This window comes from Streptococcus parasanguinis (genome assembly GCF_019929185.1).
Lineage (GTDB): Bacteria > Bacillota > Bacilli > Lactobacillales > Streptococcaceae > Streptococcus > Streptococcus parasanguinis_O.
Genome location: NZ_JAHZPC010000010.1, coordinates 1 through 20,747, shown reverse-complemented (window position 1 = coordinate 20,747; position 20,747 = coordinate 1). Strand labels below are relative to the sequence as shown.

The window sequence follows — 20,747 nt, the reverse complement described above, 5'->3', positions numbered from 1 at the left end:
ATGCAAACAACCCAAGCAATTTGTTTGTATCTATGTGGCTAAGATTTTTGATGATGGTCCATAGAGCTAGTATCTAAATGGACCGAGGTTTTGTAACTTGTTGGAGAATTTCAAGCATCCGTTTAGAGAATCATCTAAGCGGATTTTTTGTTTATTTTGCAGAAAAGGAGTCAAAAAATGAAAGTAGTGAAAAAATTGCTAGCACCTGTCCTGGTTGTAGGACTTCTGTTAACATCATTGGTGACCTTACACCACCTAAAGGATACTAAAAAAGAGAATGTCTTTCGAATTGGGATTTCCCAGTACATCACCCATAAGTCGCTTGATGCGACACGAAAAGGCTTTATCGAGGAGTTGAAGAAAGAGGGCTATGTAGATGGGAAAAATATTCAGATCGATTTCCAAAATGCTCAAGGGGAGCAACGAAATCTGAAAAATATTTCTAAACAATTGGCAGAAGAAAGTGATCTAGTCTTTGCGATTGCAACCCCTTCAGCACAAAGTTTGGCTAATACCACTAAATCAACACCTATTGTTTTCTCAGCTGTGACCGACCCATTGGCAGCGAAATTGGTGAAAAACTTGAAAGAACCAGGTGGCAATATCACAGGGACAAGTGACCAGTCAGAAGATGCGATCGCTACACAGGTAGACATGATTAAGCAAGTGCTTCCAACGGCGAAAACAGTTGGGATTCTCTATACGCAAAGTGAGCCTAACTCCGTCGTCCAAAAAGACAATGCGAAGAAGATCCTAGAAGCTAAAGGCTATCAAGTGGTTGAAAAAACAATTCTCGATAGTAACAATGTGAAAGCTGCAGCAGACAGCATCATGTCAGAGGCAGATATCGTCTTTGTTCCGACGGACAATATTATCTCTTCTACAATGGACACTGTCAAACAGGTTTCTATCAGCCATAAGGTGCCCGTTTTTGGTGGATCTGCTGAGATGGTGGCCACTGGTGGTTTGTACAACTTTGGTACCGATTATGAGGAATTGGGGAGACAAGCTGCTCGGATGGCTATTCGCATCATGAAGGGCGAGAAACCTGGAAAAGTCGCAGTTGAAACACCTGAAAAATTAGAATTGCATACCAATAAAGAGATGGCTAAAGAACTAGGAATTGATATTAGCTCGTTGAAGGTAGAAAAATAGGAGGTTTGAGATGAATTTCGTTTTATCAAGTTTATCAGAAGGTTTATTGTGGTCGATCATGGCGATCGGTGTTTACTTAACATTTCGAATTTTAGATATTGCCGATATGACGGCAGAAGGAGCCTTTCCACTTGGGGCAGCAGTTGTAGCCTCACAAATTCAAGCGGGAAGAAACCCTTGGATTGCAACCTTGTTGGGCTTTTTTGCAGGGATGATTGCAGGCTTGGTCTCTGGGATTCTCCATACAAAAATGAAAATTCCAGCCCTCTTGACAGGGATTGTCACTTTGACGGGTCTCTACTCTATCAATATCAAAATCATGGGGGGAGTTCCCAATCTCTCTATTGGCGATGCCAGTACCATTTTCAAGAGTGTCATGAAATTTGGACTTTCTAATGAAGAAGCTGTCTTTTTGATTAGTATTTCCTGCTTGATCATCGTCTGTATCTTGTTGACCCTCTTAATGAAGACGCAACTTGGCTTGGTTTTGCGCTCGACAGGTGATAACATCCCAATGAGTGAGGCTAATGGGGTCAATGTAGATAACATGAAGATATTGGGCTACATGATTTCCAATGGATTGATTGCCCTTTGTGGCGCTATGTTTGCTCAAAATGATGGTTTCTCAGATGTGACTTCTGGGACAGGGACGATCGTGGTTGGCTTGAGTGCGGTGATTATCGCTGAGGTTTTGATCCACGAATTGACCATTGGTTGGCGCTTGCTTTCAATCGGGGTTGGAGCCATTGTTTACCGTTTGATTATCTTAAATATTTACGAGATCCCAAATCTCGATCAAAATATGGTTCGTCTCTTCAATGCGATCTTGCTCGCAATTGTCTTGTTCGCTCCTGAGGCGCAAAAACGTCTTCGTGTTCGCGGATTGAAGTTAGGAAATAAGTAGGAGAAAAGTATGGCAACATTATTATCAATTGAAGGTATTCATAAGACATTTGAAGCAGGAACGGTTAATGAAAACCACGTCTTAAAAGGCTTGGATCTCCAAGTGGAAGAAGGAGATTTCATTTCGGTCATCGGTGGAAATGGAGCTGGGAAATCAACCTTGATGAACATCTTGGCAGGAAATCTAGTCGTGGATGAAGGGGATATCTTGCTAGAGGGTAACTCTATCAAAAATACGAGTGTTCGTAAGCGTGCTAAGGATATTGCGCGTGTCTTCCAAGATCCTAAAATGGGGACGGCTTCTCGTTTGACCATTGAAGAAAATATGGCCATTGCCCAACGTCGTGGAAAATCTCGTGGTTTGAGCTGGGGCGTTCGGGAGAAGGATCGCGAATTATTCCGTGAAGCCTTGAAGGAACTGAATATTGGTTTAGAGAACCGACTCAAAGTCGATACTCAATATCTATCTGGTGGGCAACGTCAAGCTTTGACTTTGGTCATGGCAGCCTTGGTTAGACCCAAACTCTTGCTTCTGGATGAACATACCGCAGCGCTTGATCCCAAGACCAGTGAAATGGTCATGGAATTGACACAAAAGATTGTGGAAAGCCATGATTTGACAACCTTGATGATTACGCATGATATGAACCATGCTATCGAATACGGCAACCGCTTGATCATGCTCTACCAAGGCAAGATCGTTGTCGACGTCAAAGGAGAAGAAAAGAAAAACCTAACGGTTGAAGATTTGATGCGCCTCTTCCAACAAAACAGTGGTGAAACTCTGGTTAGTGATGAATTGGTCTTAGGATAAAATAAAAGAGAGTGGGACAGAAATCGGTCATTCGTTAGAATTCGATTTCGTCGTCCCACCTCCGCACAGTTGAGTAGGGCTGTAAAAGCTGATGAAATCAGCGTAGTAGAGCCCACTCAACCACTGCGTCTTGCTCTACAATACAAAGATAACTGAGAGGCTAGGACTTTTGTCCCAGCCTCCTTTTTATTTCCTCCGCTCTGCATAGTCGACAAAATGAAACTTGTCTAATTTGTGACGGCTTTCGGTGAACTGGAATTGCCGACCGTCTGCTAAGTAAACTTGGGAGCGGACCGTTACCACGTGTTGGTCTTTTCCAAGATCCAGTAAGATCTTATCGCGATTATCGATTGGTGAAATCAAAATTTCTTTCTTGGCATAGCCAATCTGCCAATTCAAGTCTTCTTCTATATATTGGTAGATAGAGCGCTGGGCAATTTCCTTACTCAGGCCAGGGATCAGCTCTCTATCTAGGTAATCAATATCTAAGACAGAAGCGACGCCATCCACCACTCGTTGCCGGCTCACCTTCCAAACTAAGCGGTGGAGGGGAAAGCCAGTTTTTTTGGCTCCTTTTTCATCGATAGTGATTTTTTCCAAACGAATGACATTGGTTTCTGACTGAAGACCAGAAGCTTTGACGATTTCTTGGTAGCTGGTTAATTGGGAAACGGGGAAATCAAAGTGAGCCTGCCTACAAATTTGCGACCCCATCCCTTGAACAGTCTCGATAAAGCCTTCCTCCTGCAAGAGCTCAAACGTCTCTATCATACTTGGGGCAAGGAAATGAGTGAACGTGGTGGTTGGAGTGCCCTTTTCTGGAATAACCATGACCAACCTCGTGCTTTGAATCGCTTTGTAGATATCAAGAACTTCCGTAATGAAGGAGCGACCATGCTCGCAGCTAGCATTCACTTGTCACGTGGGACCCCTTATATCTATATGGGCGAAGAAATCGGCATGATTGATCCAGACTATGATTCGATGGCAGATTATGTGGATGTCGAGTCCATCAATGCTTACCAGATGCTTTTGGATCAAGGTAAGTCACCTGAGCAGGCCTTCCAAATCATTCAAGCCAAATCCCGTGATAATTCACGTACGCCTATGCAATGGGATGCTTCTGAAAATGCAGGTTTTTCAACAGGCACTCCATGGTTGAAAGTTGGGAAGTCCTATAAAGACATTAACGTTGAAAAGGAGATGGATGGACCAATCTTTACCTTCTATAAAGAATTGATTCGCTTGCGCAAAGAGATGCCTATCATTGCAGAAGGCAGCTATCAGCCAGCACTTGAAGATAGTCAAGAAGTCTATGCCTTTGAACGCCACTTAGACGGTCAAAAACTCTTGGTACTCAATCATTTCTATGGAAGTGAAGTCGAAGTAGCGATTCCAAAAGACTACCAAGCAGGGCGCGTGCTCTTGTCCAACTATGAGAATGTAAAGCTTTCTGAAAAAGTAATTCTTAAACCGTATCAGACACTGGCGATATTAGTTTAAGTATTTCACACTTCGATCTTTTTGGGTCGAAGTGTTTTTCTTTTTGAAAAATATTTTTGAAAGCGCTTGAAAATACAAAGTTCTTCCCTTATAATAAAAGAGGAAAACTTTTTAGGGATGGAGAAACGTATGAGAAAAAACGGTAAAAAGATTCGCTTACTGGGAGTAGCCACCTTATTGGCTAGTCAGTTGGGGGTTTTTAGCAGTGCCCTTACGGTAGTTGCAGACGAGACCACAGCTTCGACTTCACAGCCAGCTCTTGTGGCGAACACTAGCAGCGAGGAAAGCTCGACAAATAGTTCGACTTCCGCTACAACAACAACTACAGAAGCTACGACGAGAGCTTCGAGTGATAAAGAAGAGCCATCTAGCAGTTCCTCAGACGATACTGAGGAGAAAACGGTTAAGATCGGGGAGATTCAAGGGGAATCGCAACGCTCTCCACTGGAAGGGCAAAAGGTAGCCATCAAAAATGCGGTGGTGATCAAAACAGACCGCTATGGTTTTTATGCCCAAGATATTGAATCGGATGGCAATAGTCGGACTTCAGATGGGATTTATGTTGTTTCCAAATACAAGGTAAAGGTCGGTGACAAGGTGAAAATCACTGGTACCGTCAAGGAAGGCTATATGGAAGAAGTCACCTTGGGAGCTGGGAAAACCTTTAAGGAACCAACGAATAGTTTAACGGTGACCATGCTGGTCGATACTTGGATCACAAAAGATGGGACAGCCCCTCTTCCAGAAGCTGTGAATATCACTGCGGGGATGCCAGCGGATGTTAAGCCTAATCCGACTGCTTATGCCCCAGAGACCGATGCTCTCGATTATTGGGAAAGCTTGGAAGGAATGCTCACTGTGGTGAAGAAACCGCATGTCCTTGGTCCCCAGTACAAAGGAGATATCTATGTATTGGGAGAAGATTTTACAGGCCTTCCTTTAAACAATATTGGAGGTCTGAATCTACGGCCACATGCGCAAAATACAGCGACAATTCCGGTTTATGTTGGGAATCAGTTTGTCGCAAAAGCCAAGGATTACTTTACGGAAGACCTAACAGGAGTGGTAACGTATCGGAATAGCTTTTATAAGTTAGAGCCTACTCAACAGTTGATGGTCCAAGACGGTGGCTTGCAGCGTCAAGCAGCTCAAACCCAACCAAGTGAGGACAAGCTGACCATTGCTTCCTATAATATTGAAAATTTCTCGGCAAACAATGCCAAAAATGAAACCCCAGAGGATAAGGTGACGCTGATTGCCAATTCCTTTATCCATGAAATTCACAATCCGGACATCATCACTTTGATCGAAGTTCAGGACAATAATGGTAGTGTGGATGACGGAACGACCAGTGGTGTTGAAAGTGGACGCAAACTAGCCAATCGGATCAAGGAATTGGGTGGCAAGAGCTATGAGTATACGGAGGTTGCTCCAGTAGATGGCGCTGACGGAGGAAAGCCTGGTTCTAATATTCGTTTGGGAATCCTCTACAATCCAGAACGCGTGAGCTTAGCCAAAAAAGAGGCAGCAACGAGCAACGAGGCAGCGCAATTTGACAAGGGACACCTGGTTAAAAATCCAGCTCGGATTGCCCCTAATGACCCATCGTTTGATCATACTCGCAAGTCCTTAGCTGTTGAATTTGAATTCAAAGGTCAACCAGTTGTGGTGATTGCCAATCACTTGAAATCAAAAATCGGAGATGATGCTATTTATGGGGCAAGCCAACCAGCAGTGGAACATACCTTGCCAACTCGTGAAGCACAAGCTAGTGTCATCCATCAATTCGTTCAAGAAGGCTTGAAGCAAAATCCGAAGACCACCTTTGTTTTGACGGGTGATTTTAATGACTACGATTTCTCAACCACGGCGCAGATCCTTGCTGGCAACGAACTAACAAACTTAATGGCCCAACATGATGCAGGCGATCGCTATTCTTATTTCTACCGTGGAAGCAATCAGGTTTTGGATAACATTTTTATCTCAAACAACATGGCAGCTAAAGCAAGGTTTGAACCCGTCCATATCAATGCTTCCTTTATGAAGGAACACGGTCGTGCATCAGACCATGATCCTGTCTTGGTCCAAATCGACTTTAGTGGAGCACAAACTCCAGGAACGCCGACGGATGATCAACAAGGAAATACAGTCCAAGCAACGGATCAAAACAGCCCTTCCTCATCGAATACAGGATCTCAACTAGTCCCTCATCAGGCCCAAGCTAATGAACAAAAGAGTTCAACATCTGAAAGCAAAGAGAAGGGCAAGAACGAAGATGAGAAGCAAGACGACAAGGAAGAGGCAACAACAGAAACGAAGACACCAGGCAAGCGGAAAATCCTTCCATCAACTGGACAAGAAACAAGCTATCTAGCTCTTTTTGGAGTGGCAATAGCTACGATGAGTCTTGTCTGGTATAAGAAGAAAAAGACTTACTAACGTTTTCAAAAGAAAGATCTAAAAAAGGAGTCGCTGGCTCCTTTTTTTCTCCTAAAATACAGGACAGATAGTCCCATATTGGAAACTGTACTAGGACAATGAAAACTACTGAAAAGAACAGTTTCTTTTCAAAAAGAAGCTTAAACTCTTTAAAATAGATGGAATCGTGTTATAATAAAACCATAAAACGTTTTCAAGAGAAGAGGTTCCTCAATGGAAAATGAAACAGTTGACTATGGAAAAGTAACAGGAATGGTACACTCAACAGAAAGTTTTGGGGCAGTAGACGGGCCTGGGATCCGCTTTATTGTCTTCCTTCAAGGCTGTCAAATGCGGTGTCAATACTGCCACAATCCAGATACTTGGGCAATGGAAACCAACAAGTCCCGTGAGCGGACGGTGGATGATGTCTTAGAAGAAGCCCTCCGTTATCGTGGATTTTGGGGCGAAAAAGGGGGAATCACTGTCAGTGGTGGAGAAGCCCTCTTGCAGATTGACTTTTTGATTGCACTTTTTACCAAGGCTCAAGAGTTGGGCATTCATTGTACTTTGGATACCTGTGCTCTTCCTTTCCGGAATACGCCTCGTTATTTGGAAAAATTTGACCGCTTGATGGCAGTGACAGACTTGGTGCTTCTTGATATCAAGGAAATCAATGATGAACGTCACAAAATTGTGACCAGCCATACCAATAAAACGATTCTAGCTTGTGCCAAGTACCTATCTGATATTGGAAAACCAGTCTGGATTCGTCACGTTTTGGTGCCAGGTTTGACAGACCGAGATGATGACTTGATCGAACTTGGAAAATTTGTTAAAACCCTTAAAAATGTTGATAAGTTTGAAATTCTTCCTTATCATACCATGGGGGAATTCAAATGGCGGGAGTTGGGAATTCCCTACAAATTGGAGGGTGTAAAACCACCGACAAAAGAACGGGTCCAAAATGCGAAGGATTTAATGGAAACTGAAAGTTACCAAGATTACCTGAAACGAGTTAAAGGATAATGAAGTTAAGACAGTTGGTGCTTCCAGCTGTCTTTTTCTAACAAAATACACAACTATTCCCTTTCTTTAAACGGAAAAACGTGCTAAAATAGAGTGACTATAGAAATGAAAATGAAGAGGTAGAAACATGTCAAAAATTCTTGTTTTTGGTCACCAAAACCCTGACTCAGATGCCATTGGTTCATCTGTAGCCTTTGCTTATCTTGCAAAAGAAGCTTACGGTTTGGATACAGAAGCGGTTGCTCTAGGAACTCCAAATGAAGAAACAGCTTTCGTATTGGATTATTTTGGTGTGGAAGCACCACGCGTGATCACATCAGCTAAAGCAGAAGGTGCAGAGCAAGTCATCTTAACAGACCACAATGAATTCCAACAATCTGTTTCAGATATCGCTGAAGTAGAAGTTTACGGTGTGGTGGACCACCACCGTGTGGCTAACTTTGAAACGGCAAGCCCACTTTACATGCGTTTGGAACCAGTTGGATCCGCATCATCTATCGTGTACCGCATGTTCAAAGAACATGGTGTAGCTGTTCCAAAAGAAATCGCAGGTTTGATGCTATCAGGTTTGATTTCAGATACCCTTCTTTTGAAATCACCAACAACCCACCCATCTGATAAAGTGATTGCGCCTGAATTGGCTGAATTGGCTGGTGTGAACTTGGAAGAATACGGTCTTGCCATGCTCAAGGCTGGTACCAACTTGGCAAGCAAATCAGCAGAAGAATTGATCGACATCGATGCCAAGACCTTTGAACTCAACGGAAATAATGTCCGTGTGGCTCAGGTCAATACAGTTGATATCGCTGAAGTCTTGGAACGCCAAGCTGAAATCGAAGCAGCCATCCAAGCCACAAATGCTGCAAACGGCTACTCTGACTTTGTCTTGATGATTACAGACATCGTCAACTCAAACTCAGAAATTTTGGCTCTTGGTGCTAATATGGACAAGGTAGAAGCAGCTTTCAACTTCAAACTTGAAAACAACCACGCTTTCCTTCCAGGTGCTGTTTCACGTAAGAAACAAGTGGTACCACAATTGACTGAAAGCTTTAATGCATAATCATAGATGGGGAAGCCCATTGTTAAAAAGGAGTTTCGGCTCCTTTTTTGCTAGGAGAGAAGTATGTTAGAAAATGGCGATTTGATTTTTGTGAAAGAAGATACAGAAATGGGGCAGGCTATCCAGGCTTCTACAGGTAACTACAGTCACGTGGCTATCTTTTTGGACGGACAGGTCTATCATGCTACGGTGGAAGGTGGCGTCCTGGTCCAGACCCCTGAGGAATTCTTTGAAGTTGGAAAAGTCTATGACCTTTATCGCTATCCGAAAATCGATCTCAAAGAGGTCAAAAAGTTGTCGGAAAACCTTTTAGGTTCTCCCTACAATGCTTCCTTTTATCCAGATGGAGATGGTTTCTATTGTTCCCAGTTTGTAGCAGAAATTCTTCCTATTTTTGATACCATTCCCATGAAGTTTGGAGAGGGAGAAGAAGAGAATAGTTCCTTTTGGAAAGCCTACTACAGAGAACTCGGCCTAGCCGTTCCTTTAGATCAGCCTGGGACCAATCCGAGTCAGTTAGCCCAGTCTTCGCAACTACAGTTTAAAGAAAGGTATATGGATGATTACCATCATTAATCCCACACGTTTGACGCGTCAGCCATTTTTCAAGGACTTGATCAACTATTTGGATCAGCAGGATGATGTGATTTTGCGGCAAATCAAGGCCCAATTTCCAGATCAACCAGTGGATAAACTGATGGAGGAGTATATCAAAGCGGGCTTGATCCTTCGAGAAAATAAACGCTACACCCTCAACCTGCCTTTCTTAGAGTCAGCTGATCTTGTTGACCTGGATCAAGAAGTCTTTGTCCGAGAGGATAGTGAACTTTTTCAGGAATTGAAAGCCAAAGTCTTCCAAACAGAACTCCGCAATACGGCCAATGAAGCGATTTTGATAGAGGAGACGGACTTTGCGCGAAATGCACAGACTCTTTCCAATTACTTCTACAAGGTGGCTCAGCAATATCCATTGACAGAGGAGCAAGAAAAGCTCTATGCTATTTTGGGCGATGTTAATCCCGAGTATGCTCTCAAGTATATGACTAGCTTTTTGCTCAAGTTCCTCAAGAAAGAAGAAGTCCAGCAAAAGCGCAGAGACATCTTTGTCGATAGTTTAGAAGTCTTAGGCTATATTCAAAAAAATAATGAAGGCAAATATGAATTAGTAGTGGACTTGGACAAGGAAAGACTGATGTTTATCAAACAATAAAAGGCTAGGAAAATTTCCTAGCCTTCTTTCGTTTGATTATAGGTAACGTTCAGCAATGGCGGCATCACCTGGATACTCTTCTTTTACGCCATTGACGATTTGGTAGCAGTCAGCTCCTTTTCCTGCGATAATGACAGCATCTTCAGCCTTGCTGGTAGTTGCCATAGCCCGTTGAATGGCTTCTTCGCGATCTGTGATTTTCTCTACAGGGCGCGTGATGAAGCTACTAATCTCTTCAGCGATAGCCAAAGGATCTTCATAGTTGGGGTCATCCGCTGTGAGGAAGACTTGGATCTCAGGATGGTCTTCTAAGAGTAAGCCAAAGTCCTTGCGGCGACTCTCTCCCTTATTCCCAGTTGATCCAAGGACCAGTGAAATGGTCCCCGTTTGATGGGTTTCGACAACTGAGAGCAGTTTTTTCAAGCTATCTCCATTATGGGCATAGTCGATGAAAACCTTAGCGCCATTTTTCTGAGTCAAGACTTCCATTCGGCCAGGAACGCGCGTCTTGGCAATTCCCTCTTTGATGTCTTCAAGGCTCGCACCTAGACGAAGACAGGCAAGACCTGCAGCAACAGCATTTTCTTGGTTGAAATGTCCAATCAGTTGGATATCGTAGTCGCCTGCTAGCTTACCAGTGGCTGCGAAGCTGAAAGCTTTGGAGTTTTCAATTTGATTCTCAGACCGGCTTCCATAAAAATCGTGGTCTTGGTTCGCGACTTGGTCCGCTAAAACTTGGAAATGATCCATATCGCTATTGATGACTACGGCTTGGCTATTCTTCATGAGGAGACGTTTGTGGTAGAAATAATCCTCAAAAGTTGGGTGTTCAATCGGTCCAATATGGTCTGGACTGATGTTGAGAAAAACACCGACGTCAAAAGTCAGACCGTAAACCCGCTTCACCAGATAAGCTTGACTGGAGACTTCCATAATAAGGTGGGTCCGATCATTCGCTACTGCCTGAGCCATCATGGCAAAAAGATCCAAACTCTCTGGCGTTGTCAGGGTCGATTTAAAGAAGTTTTTACCATCCAGTGTTGTATTCATGGTCGACAGCATAGCTGGTCGGTGACTTTGTTCCAAAATATGGTAAGCAAAATAGGCCGCGGTTGTCTTTCCCTTAGTCCCTGTGAAGGCCAATAGTTTTAATTGTTTCTCAGGGTGTCCATAAAACTCCATGGCAATTAAGCTCATGGCCTGTTTGATATCATTGACGAGAATGGCAGGAATACCAACTTCATAATCTTTTTCAGAGACATAAAAGCCGAGTCCATTAGAAATAGCCTGTTCCAGGTATTCTTTTTTGAAGTTGGCCCCTTTGACAAAAAAGAGGGTGCTAGCAGAAACCTTGCGGCTATCATAGCTAATGGCATCAAAACTTGTTCCTTCTAGATGGTAGTAGTATTCACCATTTACTAGAACTTCTCGGAAATTTTGGTCTTGTTTTAAAATGTTGAGGGTTTGTTCAATTGTAATCATAAAACTATTGTAAACCTAAAGTCCCTATTTTACAAGTGTCATGGAAAAGTTTATAATGAAGAGAAGAAGAAACGAAAGAGGACACCAATGAGTCACGAACAAAATGACCAGCAAGCCCAGATGCTACGCGGGACTGCCTGGATGACAGCCAGCAACTTTATCAGCCGTTTGCTAGGAGCCGCTTATATTATTCCTTGGTATATTTGGATGGGGAAATATGGGCCACAAGCCAATGGTCTTTTTACAATGGGCTACAATATCTATGCTTGGTTTCTCTTGATTTCGACAGCCGGAGTACCCGTAGCTGTTGCCAAGCAAGTAGCCAAGTACAATACTCGAGACCAAGCTGATCATAGCTTTGCTTTGATTCGAGGCTTCTTAAAATTCATGGGAATTCTAGGCCTAGGATTTGCCATTCTCATGTATCTGTTGTCTCCTGTCTTTGCTAGCCTTTCAGGTGGGGGAAATGAGTTGATTCCGATCATGCAGAGCCTTTCTTGGGCTGTCTTGATCTTTCCTTCGATGAGTGTCATTCGGGGATTTTTCCAAGGTTTTAACAACATGAAGCCTTACGCTATAAGCCAGATTGCAGAACAAGTCATCCGGGTCATCTGGATGTTGCTCACGACCTTCTTCATTATGAAGATTGGCTCAGGTGATTACGTGCAGGCTGTGACGCAGTCGACCTTTGCGGCCTTTATCGGGATGGGAGCGAGCCTTCTGGTGCTCTTTTATTACCTTGCAAAGACAGGCTTGCTCTCTTCTATTTTTAGAAAGCAAGAGGGAAGTGAAGGGATTGATACTCGGGCTCTCTTGATCGATACGATTCGTGAGGCTATTCCTTTTATCATCACAGGTTCCGCGATTCAGCTCTTCCAAATTGTTGACCAGATGACCTTTATCAATGTCATGTCTTGGTTCACAGATTATAGTCAAAAGCAGCTCTTGGTCATGTTTAGTTATTTCTCTGCTAATCCAAACAAAATTACCATGATCTTGATTGCGGTAGCGACTTCGATTGGGGGAGTTGGGATTCCTCTTTTGACAGAGAATTATGTGAAGGGGGATCTAAAAGCGGCTGGGAAGCTCGTACAGGATAACTTGACCATGTTGCTAGCTTTCTTACTTCCAGCCACCTTTGGTGCAGTAGCAGTCGCAAAACCACTTTATACGGTTTTCTATGGGCAACCAGATGGCTTGGCCTTAGGACTCTTCATCGTAGCAATGTTGCAGACCGTAATTCTCGGCCTTTACACAGTCTTGTCTCCAATGATTCAAGCCCTCTTTCAAAATCGTAAGGCCATTCGCTACTTCCTTTATGGTGTAGTGGTGAAATTGGTCCTACAAATTCCATTTATTTTGGTTTTTCGTTCTTATGGACCACTTTTGTCAACGACCATTGCCTTAATGGTGCCAATCGTTCTCATGTATCGAGAGATCCAAACCATCACTCAGTTTAATCGAACCATCGTCTTCAAGCGGACCTTGCTTGGTTCTATCCTGACTGTGGTGATGCTACTTGGAGTCTTGATCGCAGGCTTGATTTTGGGCTGGATTTTCCCACCAAATGGCCGTGTATCGAGCATGATTTATATCATCGTCATTGGCGGATTAGGAGTTGTTATCTATGGAGCCTTAGGATTATGGCTACGGTATTTTGACCGCTTTATCGGAGGTCAAGCTGCACGTCTCAGACAAAAATTCCGGATTAAATAAATCAAAGGCTGAACATTTATGTCCAGTCTCTGATTGAGGACAAAGTTATCTTAAAAACTTTCCTTAAGTGAGTACGGACGTCAGCGAACTTCCTTGAAGTTCCAAGACTAATTATTGAGCCTAAGGTCTCAATAATTCCGAGTGCCTGAAACTGAATTGTTTCAGGCACTTTTCTCACAGCGGAAAGTTTCAATAGATGATTGAATAATTATAACGAATAAATTTTTATAGAATTTATTCGATTTGTAAAGAAGAACTGTTTGTCTATACTCTCAGGCTGGACATTTATGCCAAGCCTTTTCTTATAGTTTGAAACTATAGCTAGGTCTTGAAAATGGGAAAACCGCTCTCTTCATAATAGTGATAAAATAGTAAGCAGTTAGATTGAATGTTTATCGGAGGACAATATGAGTAAAAAACGTAATATCAATACTATTTTGGCACAGGCAGGAATCAAGTCGGATAAAGCAACGGGAGCTTTAACGACTCCTTTGCATTTCTCTACGACTTACCAGCACCCAGAATTTGGTCAGTCTACAGGTTTTGACTATACCCGTACAAAAAATCCAACACGCGCAACAGCTGAGAAGACTTTGGCAGCTATCGAAAGTGCAGACTATGCTTTGGCGACAAGCTCTGGAATGTCAGCCATTGTGCTTGCTTTTAGCATTTTCCCAGTTGGTTCAAAAGTCTTAGCCGTTCGTGACCTTTATGGAGGTTCTTTCCGCTGGTTTAACCAACAAGAGCAAGAAGGCCGCTTCTCGTTCACCTATGCCAATACAGAAGAAGAACTGATCCACCATCTAGATAATGATCCGGTGGATGTCCTTTATATTGAAACACCAACCAATCCATTGATGTTTGAATTCGATATTGCTCATTTAGCCAAATTGGCCCATGCAAAAGGTGCTAAAGTCGTGGTGGACAATACTTTCTATAGCCCGATCTATCAACGCCCAATTGAAGAGGGAGCGGATATTGTCCTTCATTCAGCAACCAAGTACCTAGCTGGTCACAACGATGTCTTGGCTGGTGTTGTCGTGACAAATGATGCGGACTTGTATGACAAACTCTTTTACAATTTGAACACGACAGGTGCTGTTCTTTCCCCATTTGACAGCTATCTGCTGATCCGTGGTCTCAAGACGCTCTCTATCCGGATGGAGCGCTCCACTGAGAATGCCCGCAAGGTGGTCGAGTTTTTGAAAACCTCCCCTCAGGTCAAAGAAGTCCTCTACACTGGAAAAGGTGGAATGGTCTCCTTTAAAATTCAAGATGAGAAAAAAATTCCTAACTTGTTGAATTCCCTTCAAGTCTTTACCTTTGCAGAAAGTCTTGGCGGAGTTGAAAGCTTGATCACTTATCCTACCACCCAAACTCACGCGGACATTCCTGCAGAAGTTCGTCATTCATACGGTTTGACAGATGATCTCCTTCGTTTGTCTATCGGAATCGAAGATGCAGATGACTTGATTGACGATTTGAAACAAGCATTGGAGGCTTAAGATGACCAAATATGATTTCACGACTTTACCGAATCGCTTGACCCACCATACCTACAAGTGGAAAGAAACAGAGACAGATCCAGAAATCATTCCGGCTTGGATCGCGGACATGGATTTTAATGTCATTCCAGAAGTACGAGAAGCGGTGATCGGTTATGCGGACCAAATGGTCTATGGCTACACCTACGCATCGGATACCCTCTACCAGTCTATCCTTGATTGGGAAAAAGAAGAGCACGGCTATTCCTTTGACAAGGAAGCTGTCGTCTTTATCGAAGGTGTTGTTCCAGCCATTTCAACAGCTATTCAAGCCTTTACTAAGGAAGGGGATGCTGTCTTAATCAATACGCCGGTCTATCCTCCATTTGCCAGAAGTGTCAAACTCAATCGTCGAAAATTGATCGAAAATTCATTAGTTGAAAAGGATGGTCTTTTCCAAATTGATTTTGATCAGCTCGAAAAAGACATTGTGGAGCAAGAAGTTAAACTCTATGTTTTGTGTAATCCGCACAATCCTGGAGGCCGTGTATGGGATCGTGAAGTCTTGGAAAAAATCGGCCACCTCTGTCAAAAACATGGTGTCCTTCTCGTTTCAGATGAGATCCACCAAGATTTGGCCTTGTTTGGCCACCGTCATACCAGCTTTAACACGGTTGATCCAATCTTTAAAGACTTCAGTTTGATCTTAACCAGTGCAACCAAGACTTTCAATATTGCAGGAACAAAAAATTCCTATGTGGTCATTGAAAATCCAAAGCTTCGTACGGCTTTTAAACAACGGCAATTGACTAATAATCAACATGAAATCTCAGGCTTAGGGTATATTGCTACAGAAGCGGCTTATCGTCATGGCAAGCCTTGGTTGACAGAGCTCAAGCAAGTTTTTGAAAAACACATCGACTATGTGGTAGATGAATTGCATGAAAAGACCAAAATCCGTGTCATGAAACCCCAAGGCACCTATCTTCTTTGGTTGGACTTTTCAGCCTATCCTTATACCGATGATGAGCTGCATGCTAAAATTCATGACCAAGCCAAATTGATTTTGAACCGTGGAACAGATTTTGGAAAAGAAGGAAACTTGCATGCTCGCCTCAATGTAGCAGCCCCTTTCACCCTCATTGAAGAAATCACCAAACGCTTGGTGGAAACTTTTCACAAATAAGTGTTGACTTTCTGTGAGTGAAGGAGTAAAATAAACTCGAAATACGGTAGGTGAGGCTACCACAAGGATACGGATGACTACCGCAAAGCAGTGGAGACACTACTCGTTGGTTAACAGTCCTGATCGCAAAGGTCAAGACTAAGCTCATTTCATTGCCTTGTGGAGCTAAAGCTTGGACGGTCAGTTTTTTGAGAGTTTTGATTGAAAAATAAATGACGAGTTTCATGAGTCCTACCGATCGAGGGTAGGACTCTTTTTTATGCCTTACCAAGAAAAGAGAAAGGAGAGAGCTATGATACAAATCGACGATCATCCCGAACCGCACCGAACCAGCCAATCGCTGATTTGTGTCGTAGGGACTCCAAAAGTGATTGGCTCCTGATTGAAAAAGGAGATACCAATGCAAACAAATAAAGAAAGACTCATTGCTGCTCTTCAAGAACCACTTGAAAGCACCTTTGCCAACTACAAAACCAGTGCCCTTGGTTTAGTTGACGATCAAGTAGAAGAAAACCGCGATGCCTATGGCGAAAATGTCATCACAAAAGGTCAAGAAGATTCCATGATCAAAAAGATCTACGAATCCATCATCAATCCTTTTACAGTGATTTTGTTAGTCATTGCGCTGGTTTCCTTCATTACTAATGTCTGGCTAGCAAAACCAGGTGAACAGGATCCAACGACCTCCATCATCATTGTGACCTTGGTCTTGATCTCAGGTGGTATCCGCTTCATTCAAGAATTGCGGAGCGACAAAGCAGCTAGCAACCTATCACGTATGATTGTCAATACAGCGACCGTTCTGCGTGATGGATCGGAACAAGAAATTCCGATCGATGAAATCGTCGTAGGTGATGTGATCAAACTGAGTGCCGGCGATATGATCCCAGCAGATGTGGTCTTGATTGATTCCCGTGACTTCTTTGTCCAACAATCTGGTCTCACGGGGGAAAGTGATGCTGTTGAAAAGGTTTGTCTCAGAAAAGCCGACAGTCAAAATCTAGATAGTCTCTTGGAAAGTGAAAGTTTGGCCTTTATGGGGACCAATGTCATCTCCGGACGGGCGACAGCCTTGGTCTTGGTCGTGGGAGATGAAACCATGATGGGAGCTATTGAGCAAACCATCAACACTTATGACGAACCAACCTCATTTGAGAGAGAAATGAATACCATCTCTTGGCTCTTGATTCGGCTCATGTTAGTGATGGTGCCCATTGTCTTTGTGATCAATGGCCTCACAGATGGTGACTGGTTAGAAGCGGGTGTCTTTGCCCTCAGCGTTGGGGTTGGTTTGACTCCGGAAATGCTGCCGATGATTATTACAGCGAGTCTTGCTAAGGGCTCCATCATTATGGCAAAAGAAAAAGTCGTTATCAAAAAGCTCAATGCCATCCAAGACCTCGGCGCTATCGATATTTTGTGTACTGATAAGACAGGAACCTTGACCCAAGATGAAATCGTTTTGGAGTATCCGCTTGATATCCATGGCGAGTTGGATCTATCAGTCCTTCGCCGGGCTTACTTGAATTCCTATTTCCAAACTGGGCTAAAAAATTTGATGGACCGAGCGATTATCAATCGGACCCAGAAAGAAGCCAAGAAACATGAAATTGTTCGCGACCTGGATCAAACCTTCCATAAGATTGATGAATTGCCCTTTGATTTTGAACGTCGTCGCATGAGTGTCATTGTCAAAGACGAAGACGGTGTGGTCAGCATGGTGACCAAGGGTGCCTTGGAAGAAATGCTTTCTGTATCGACTTATGTTGAATACAAGGGTGAGATTAAACGCCTGACAGATGAAGTCCGTCAAGAGGTCCTCGCTGAAGTTGCTCAATTAAATGAACAAGGTCTTCGTGTTTTGGGCGTCAGCTACAAAACCGACTTGGACGAAAATGACATCTTTAGTGTTGAAGATGAACGAGACATGATCCTAACCGGTTACCTGGCCTTTCTTGATCCACCAAAACCTTCTGCAGCTCCAGCGATCAAAGCTCTTGCAGAATATGGGGTAACCACCAAGATCTTAACTGGGGACAATGAAAAGGTCACCCAAGCTGTCTGTGAAAAAGTAGGACTAGATGTCGAGCGGATTCTTTTGGGAAGCGAAATCGATACGATGACTGACCAAGAGTTAGCAAAAGTTGTGGAAACAACAACGGTCTTTGCCAAACTATCACCCGATCAAAAAGCGCGGATCATCCTCTGCCTCAAGAACAATGGCCACAAGGTTGGTTACATGGGAGATGGTATCAACGATGCTCCATCCATGAAGGTCTCAGACGTTGGGATCTCTGTGGATACCGCTGTGGATATTGCCAAGGAAACAGCAGATGTCATCCTTCTAGATAAGGACTTGATGGTCCTTGAAAAAGGTTTGGTTGAAGGCCGCAAGGTCTATGCCAATATGACCAAGTACATCAAGATGACGGTCTCTTCTAACTTCGGGAACATCTTCTCTCTGCTCTTCGCCAGCATCTTTTTGCCCTTCCTTCCAATGGCTCCTGTTCATTTGATTGTGCTTAATCTTATCTATGATCTTTCTTGTATCGCCCTTCCTTTTGACAATGTCGACAAGGAATTTCTCAAGAAACCTCGTATCTGGGAAGCAAACTCTATCATGCGCTTCATGGCCTGGATTGGTCCAATTTCATCTGTATTTGATATTATTACCTACATGCTTCTTTACTTCCTTGTTGTCCCAATGATTTTAGGTCATGGATACAACCATGGAGCAGCAGATGCAGCAGCCTTTATCATGGTGTTCCAAACTGGATGGTTTATTGAATCTATGTGGTCTCAAACCATGGTTATTCATATGTTGCGTTCACCAAAACTGCCATTTATCCAAAGTCGTCCAGCCTTCTCAGTCGTGGTGACGACTCTAGCAGCAGCCTTCTTTGTAACCTCCCTTCCATATAGTCCTTTGGCTTCTATCTTGAAGTTGAGCCAACTAAATGGATTGTACTTTGTTCTATTGTTTGCGATTATCGTCCTCTATATGCTGAGTGTGACGGTTGTCAAACGTATCTATATTAAGAAATACAAAGAATGGTTGTAATTGATTGATAGAAAGAGTGAGTCCGAACTTAAAAAATTAAGTGTAAGGGCTCTCTTTTTTTTGTAAAATTTGGTATAATAAGAAGAATGTAAAGTTGGAAATGAAGATTTCCATGTGCTGTGAGTATCAAAGAGGGACTGAAAGAAAGAGTAGAGATTGACTCCACTTTTATCATAGCTCTTTTTTGAATAATAACAGCTTAGAAAGAAGGATCTCAAAATGGGAAAATTAGAAGTTATTACACATCCACTGATTCAACACAAATTGTCTATTCTTCGTCGCACTGATACCTCTACGAAGGCCTTTCGTGAATTGGTCGATGAAATTGCTATGTTGATGGGCTACGAAGTGTTGCGTGAATTGCCTCTTGAAGATGTTGAGATTGAAACTCCTATTACCAAAACCGTTCAAAAACAAATCGCAGGGAAGAAATTGGCTATTGTCCCAATTCTTCGTGCAGGGATTGGGATGGTTGATGGTCTCTTGAGTTTGGTACCAGCTGCTAAGGTTGGCCATATCGGGATGTACCGTGATGAAGAAACCTTGAAACCAGTTGAATACTTGGTGAAATTGCCAGAAGATATTGATCAACGTCGTATCTTTGTAGTAGACCCGATGCTTGCTACGGGTGGATCCGCTATTCTAGCGATTGATTCCTTGAAAAAACGTGGCGCTAGCCATATCAAATTTGTCTGCCTAGTATCAGCGCCAGAAGGGGTGAAAGCTCTTCAAGAAGCTCACCCAGATGTTGATATCTTTACAGCAGCCCTCGATGATCATTTGAATGAACATGGCTACATTGTTCCTGGTCTTGGAGATGCAGGTGACCGTTTATTCGGTACCAAATAAGAAGCCATTCATGATTCGTACGAAAGGTGCTTAAGATTTGACCTTTTTTGACCATTGGTTTATAATAGCACATATACTTTGAACCTCACGAATCGTGAGAATGAATGGATACTAAAGGAGAAGAATAGATGATTCCAGTAGTTATTGAACAAACCAGTCGTGGAGAACGTTCTTACGATATTTATTCCCGTCTGTTGAAAGATCGAATTATCATGGTAACAGGACCAGTTGAGGACCAAATGGCTAACTCCATTATCGCTCAATTGCTCTTCTTGGATGCCCAAGATAATACAAAAGATATCTATATGTATATCAATACACCAGGTGGCTCTGTCTCTGCAGGTCTCGCCATTGTAGATACTATGAACTTTATCAAGTCAGATGTCCAAACCATTGTTATGGGGATGGCCGCTTCTATGGGAACTATTATCGCTTCAAGCGGTGCGAAGGGCAAACGCTTCATGTTGCCAAACGCTGAGTACATGATTCACCAACCAATGGGTGGTACTGGTGGTGGTACCCAACAAACCGATATGGCGATTGCAGCAGAACACTTGCTCAAAACACGGAATAACTTGGAAAAAATCCTTGCGGAAAATTCAGGTCAATCCATTGAAAAAGTGCATGCTGATGCTGAACGTGACAATTGGATGAGCGCGCAAGAAACACTTGAATATGGCTTTATTGATGAAATCATGGCCAATAATAAATTGGGTTAAACCATCCTATGGGAAGGTCCGTCAAGAGGCTGGGACAAAAGTCCTAGCCTCTCAATTATTTTTGGATTGTCGAGCAAAACGCAGTGGTTGAGTGGGCTCTACTACGCTGATTTCATCAGCTTTTACAGCCCTACTCAACTGTGCGGAGGTGGGAC

General features: G+C 43.1%; 15 protein-coding genes, 2 pseudogenes and 1 riboswitch. Of the genes and pseudogenes, 15 read left to right on the top strand and 2 right to left on the bottom strand.

Annotation, left to right across the window (positions count from 1 at the left end; all coding sequences use genetic code 11):
- The first annotated feature begins 177 nt into the window (after positions 1–177).
- From K1I56_RS06965 to K1I56_RS06955, 3 genes are read left to right on the top strand one after another with little or no spacing between them, the layout of a single operon-like run.
- A complete protein-coding gene (locus K1I56_RS06965) occupies positions 178–1,155 on the top strand; it encodes an ABC transporter substrate-binding protein (protein WP_070449289.1) in 978 nt (325 codons plus the stop codon).
- A 10-nt stretch (positions 1,156–1,165) separates the two neighbouring features.
- On the top strand, positions 1,166–2,059 hold the full coding sequence (locus K1I56_RS06960; RefSeq protein ID WP_223325608.1) for an ABC transporter permease: 894 nt from the start codon (positions 1,166–1,168) through the stop codon (positions 2,057–2,059).
- Between the two features lie 9 nt (positions 2,060–2,068).
- Positions 2,069–2,872 (top strand): ABC transporter ATP-binding protein, encoded by an 804-nt coding sequence (locus K1I56_RS06955; RefSeq protein ID WP_049474005.1) that lies wholly within the window; start codon positions 2,069–2,071, stop codon positions 2,870–2,872.
- Positions 2,873–3,058: 186 nt separating this feature from the next.
- Here K1I56_RS06955 and treR read toward each other — a convergent pair.
- Positions 3,059–3,637: pseudogene (treR, locus tag K1I56_RS06950) on the bottom strand (trehalose operon repressor); the annotation flags it as partial.
- Here treR and K1I56_RS06945 point away from each other — a divergent pair.
- From K1I56_RS06945 to K1I56_RS06920, 6 genes and pseudogenes are all read left to right on the top strand, one after another.
- Positions 3,611–4,375 (top strand): annotated as a pseudogene (locus K1I56_RS06945) (alpha-amylase family glycosyl hydrolase); the annotation flags it as partial. The pseudogenes treR and K1I56_RS06945 sit on opposite strands and share 27 nt — an antisense overlap.
- A 129-nt stretch (positions 4,376–4,504) precedes the next feature.
- Positions 4,505–6,814 carry an endonuclease/exonuclease/phosphatase family protein gene (locus tag K1I56_RS06940; protein ID WP_223325606.1) on the top strand — a complete coding sequence of 770 codons (2,310 nt, stop codon included), beginning with the start codon at positions 4,505–4,507 and terminating at the stop codon, positions 6,812–6,814.
- A 213-nt stretch (positions 6,815–7,027) separates the two neighbouring features.
- Positions 7,028–7,822, top strand: a complete 795-nt coding sequence (pflA, locus tag K1I56_RS06935; protein WP_003005017.1) for a pyruvate formate-lyase-activating protein — start codon at positions 7,028–7,030, stop codon at positions 7,820–7,822.
- Positions 7,823–7,949: 127 nt separating this feature from the next.
- Positions 7,950–8,885, top strand: a complete 936-nt coding sequence (locus K1I56_RS06930) for a manganese-dependent inorganic pyrophosphatase (protein WP_223325605.1) — start codon at positions 7,950–7,952, stop codon at positions 8,883–8,885.
- Between the two features lie 63 nt (positions 8,886–8,948).
- On the top strand, positions 8,949–9,461 hold the full coding sequence (locus K1I56_RS06925; protein WP_223325604.1) for a YiiX/YebB-like N1pC/P60 family cysteine hydrolase: 513 nt from the start codon (positions 8,949–8,951) through the stop codon (positions 9,459–9,461).
- Positions 9,445–10,095: a DUF1803 domain-containing protein gene (locus tag K1I56_RS06920; protein WP_223325603.1), complete on the top strand. Its 651-nt coding sequence runs from the start codon at positions 9,445–9,447 to the stop codon at positions 10,093–10,095. Before K1I56_RS06925 ends, K1I56_RS06920 begins: the two co-directional genes overlap by 17 nt.
- A 36-nt stretch (positions 10,096–10,131) precedes the next feature.
- Here the strand turns inward: K1I56_RS06920 and K1I56_RS06915 are convergent, their stop codons facing one another.
- Entirely contained in the window at positions 10,132–11,577 is a 1,446-nt protein-coding gene (locus tag K1I56_RS06915; protein ID WP_223325602.1) for a UDP-N-acetylmuramoyl-L-alanyl-D-glutamate--L-lysine ligase, read from the bottom strand.
- Positions 11,578–11,664: 87 nt separating this feature from the next.
- Between K1I56_RS06915 and K1I56_RS06910 the strand changes: the two genes are divergently transcribed.
- The 6 genes from K1I56_RS06910 to clpP all read left to right on the top strand — a co-directional run bounded on the left by K1I56_RS06910 (position 11,665) and on the right by clpP (position 20,592).
- Positions 11,665–13,293, top strand: coding sequence for a putative polysaccharide biosynthesis protein (locus tag K1I56_RS06910; RefSeq protein ID WP_223325601.1), 1,629 nt, complete (start codon positions 11,665–11,667; stop codon positions 13,291–13,293).
- 407 nt (positions 13,294–13,700) lie between these two features.
- The gene (locus K1I56_RS06905) at positions 13,701–14,798 is read left to right on the top strand and encodes a cystathionine gamma-synthase (protein ID WP_070506858.1); all 1,098 of its coding nucleotides are present in this window, start codon (positions 13,701–13,703) and stop codon (positions 14,796–14,798) included.
- A gap of 1 nt (position 14,799) precedes the next feature.
- Complete coding sequence (locus tag K1I56_RS06900) at positions 14,800–15,963, top strand: MalY/PatB family protein (protein ID WP_023918813.1); 1,164 nt, start codon at positions 14,800–14,802, stop codon at positions 15,961–15,963.
- Between the two features lie 35 nt (positions 15,964–15,998).
- A riboswitch (M-box (ykoK) riboswitch) is annotated at positions 15,999–16,156 on the top strand.
- 207 nt (positions 16,157–16,363) lie between these two features.
- Positions 16,364–19,024, top strand: coding sequence for a magnesium-translocating P-type ATPase (gene mgtA, locus K1I56_RS06895; protein WP_223325600.1), 2,661 nt, complete (start codon positions 16,364–16,366; stop codon positions 19,022–19,024).
- A 219-nt stretch (positions 19,025–19,243) separates the two neighbouring features.
- A complete protein-coding gene (gene upp / locus K1I56_RS06890; protein WP_003005574.1) occupies positions 19,244–19,873 on the top strand; it encodes a uracil phosphoribosyltransferase in 630 nt (209 codons plus the stop codon).
- A gap of 128 nt (positions 19,874–20,001) precedes the next feature.
- Positions 20,002–20,592, top strand: a complete 591-nt coding sequence (clpP, locus tag K1I56_RS06885; RefSeq protein ID WP_021153673.1) for an ATP-dependent Clp protease proteolytic subunit ClpP — start codon at positions 20,002–20,004, stop codon at positions 20,590–20,592.
- The last annotated feature ends 155 nt before the right edge of the window (positions 20,593–20,747 follow it).